General features: G+C 65.5%; 3 protein-coding genes. 1 reads left to right on the forward strand and 2 read right to left on the reverse strand.

Going from position 1 to position 2677, the window contains the following annotated elements:
* Nucleotides 1–81: 81 nt before the first annotated feature.
* Complete coding sequence (locus LQV45_RS24750) at nt 82–714, reverse strand: uracil-DNA glycosylase (protein WP_230009259.1); 633 nt, start codon at nt 712–714, stop codon at nt 82–84.
* A 185-nt stretch (nt 715–899) separates the two neighbouring features.
* Complete coding sequence (locus tag LQV45_RS24755; protein ID WP_230009260.1) at nt 900–2108, reverse strand: cobalamin-independent methionine synthase II family protein; 1209 nt, start codon at nt 2106–2108, stop codon at nt 900–902.
* Nucleotides 2109–2509: 401 nt separating this feature from the next.
* Between LQV45_RS24755 and LQV45_RS24760 the strand changes: the two genes are divergently transcribed.
* On the forward strand, nt 2510–2677 hold a 168-nt coding region (locus LQV45_RS24760; RefSeq protein WP_230009261.1), incomplete at its 3' end, for an adenylosuccinate synthetase.

The raw sequence follows: 2677 nt of genomic DNA on the forward strand, positions 1-2677 counted from the left end.
GGCGACGGTTTAACGCGTTAAGGTGCGGCGGGGGGCTCCCACCTGGGGGTGGGAGCCCGCCGTTGTTTGTGCGTGCGTGGGTCAGCTGGCCTTGGCCAGGCCCGTGCGGGCCATGGCGTCCGCGTATGCGGTGTGCATCTCTGCCAGGTACTCTTCCTGCCGGGCCGGGGTGCCGGCGAACGCCCGGCCGCTGAGCGAGCGGACCTTGTAGGTCTTCAGGCCGCGGCGCCAGATCATGGGCACTTCGGTCTTGAGCAGCAAGTTGGCCAGGCGGTTGGCCTCGGTGCCGTGGGCGACGATCACGGAGGCGCGGGGAACGAGGGCCAGGAACTTCAGCAGCGGCTTCAGGCCCGCGGAAATCTGGTCCGGTGTGAACTTGCCGTTCGGCTCGCCGGGGACGTGCCACGGGTGGACGTTCCAAGGCATGACGAATTCGGGGCGCAGGCCGAGTTTCCACTGGATGCCCAGCATACGGGTGGCGGCCTCGTCGTCGCCGGCGGTGATGAAGCCTGACGCGTCAGCGGTGCCGATGTTGGAGTACAGGCTGATGATCCGGCACTCGTCGACGTCGTGCATGGGGTCCACGTAGGGGACAGCGGCGCCAGCTTTGGTTGCCGGGAGGACGTCAAGGAGCTCGTTGACGGGGGCGACGTTAGGTTCGTACCGGCGGCTAAGAAGCTCTTCGCGGAAATTTTCGGTGGCCAGGGCTGTCATATGTTGCTGGGTCTCCTGCGGGATTGGCAAAGCTGCCACACCGGATGCAGGCACGCCGAATACGGGCATGCGGAGCAATAGTGTGGTTTGAAAATGTGGTGTGGACCGATTCCTGGTCGATCCTTATCAGTCTATCAAGCCCCGCGAAATGCGGCGCCGGGCTGGACCCCGCCGGCCAGGTGCTGCTACCAGAGCCGCTGGGTGGCGCGGCGTGCGCCTTCGCCGAGGGCCTCCAGCTTGGCGTAGGCGATTTGGGGATGCACCCTGCCGCCCAGCCCGCAATCGGTGGACGCAATCACGTTTTCACGTCCCACGAACTCGGCGAAGCGCACGATCCGGTCGGCCACGAGATCCGGATGCTCCACGACGTTGGTGGCGTGTGAGACGACGCCGGGGATGATGACCTTCCCTTCGGGAAGCTTCGCATCCTCCCAGACGCGCCATTCGTGCTCGTGCCGGACGTTGGCCGCCTCGAAGGAGTAGCCGCCGGCATTGACCTGCAGGACTGAGTCGACGATGTCCGCGAAGGGGATGTCCGTGGTGTGCGGGCCGTGCCAGGAACCCCAACAGACATGCAGCCGGATCTGCTCCTGGGGAAGACCGCGCAGCGCCCAGTTCGTTGCTTCGACCCGGAGTTGGATGAACTTCAGGTAGTCCGCCAGGCTCGGCTCGGGGTTGATCTGGTCCCAGCTCTCGGCCAGGGAGGGGTCGTCGAGCTGGACTGTCAGGCCGGCGTCGATGATGGCCCTGTATTCCTCGCGCATCGCGTCGGCGCAGGCGTAGAGGAGTTCCTCATCGCTGCCGTAGTAATCGTTGGCCACCCGGGCGCACGAACCGGGCGAGAGGGAGGCGATGAACCCCTCGGCGAGCCCGGCCGCGGCCAGTCCGGTCTTGAGGTTGGCAACGTCCGAGGCCACGAGCTCCTGGCCCGTGTACGTCAGTGGCCCGGCGACCTTGGGCTGCGTGACGGCCTTGCGGTGGGCCAGGATCCCGGAGGAGGGGTCGTTGTAGGCGTCATCGAACTTCTGCCGGTCCCGGCGGTCCGGGAAGGAGGTCAGGACGATGTGGCCGGGTGAGGAGCGGTGCACCGGGGCGTCGGCCCAGCGGTCCACGTCGGTCGGTTCCAGGCCGCCGAGCCGTGAGAAGGAGTAATTCCACCAGGCGCCGTAGTCCACGGAGCTGGACATCGTGTGCCCGTACTCGCCGTCATTGGGTATGTCGATGCCCAGCTCCTTCTGGCGCTGGACGACGTCCACTACCGAGGTTTCGAGCAGGTCCAGGAATTCGGGCGTGATGCCGTCGGTTTCCTTGGCCTCGTTTGCGGCGATCAGCTCCGGCGTGCGGGGCAATGAGCCGGCATGGGTCACACGGATGTGGTCAGTGGTCCGGGGCATGGCGCGGATTCCTTTCGGCCGCTCGGGATTCTCACTCCCACTCAATTCCACCTCGCGCCGTCCCGCAAGTGGTGCCCGCTATGTGTCGGGCCTGAGCTGGTGGATGAGGCAGCTACGACGAACGCCAGGAAAAAAGAACGGCTCGTCCGCCGCGGCGGACGCGTGGCCCCCCCTCGCGGAAGCCGCCCTGGCGTTCACCACCTAGGCGGCGCGTCCAAGCAAGGACCCAAAGCGATGCCGGGCACCGATTTCGGCTAAACTTGGGTGGTAAGAGCCCCGGAACTCTGGCGTTGGATACGAACACAGCGATAGATTCGGGGCATTCTCATGAACGGCGCTGAACTGCGGTGACCGCCTGGTCATTAAACGCAGTTCGGCCCGAACGAATGGGGGAGGATCCCATGCCAGCAATCGTGATCGTCGGAGCCCAATGGGGCGACGAAGGCAAAGGTAAGGCCACTGACCTGCTTGGCGGCCGCGTCGACTATGTCGTCAAGCCCAACGGCGGCAACAACGCCGGGCACACCGTCGTCGTAGGCGGTGAGAAGTATGAGCTAAAGCTTCTTCCG

The organism is Microbacterium sp. Bi128, from assembly GCF_918698205.1.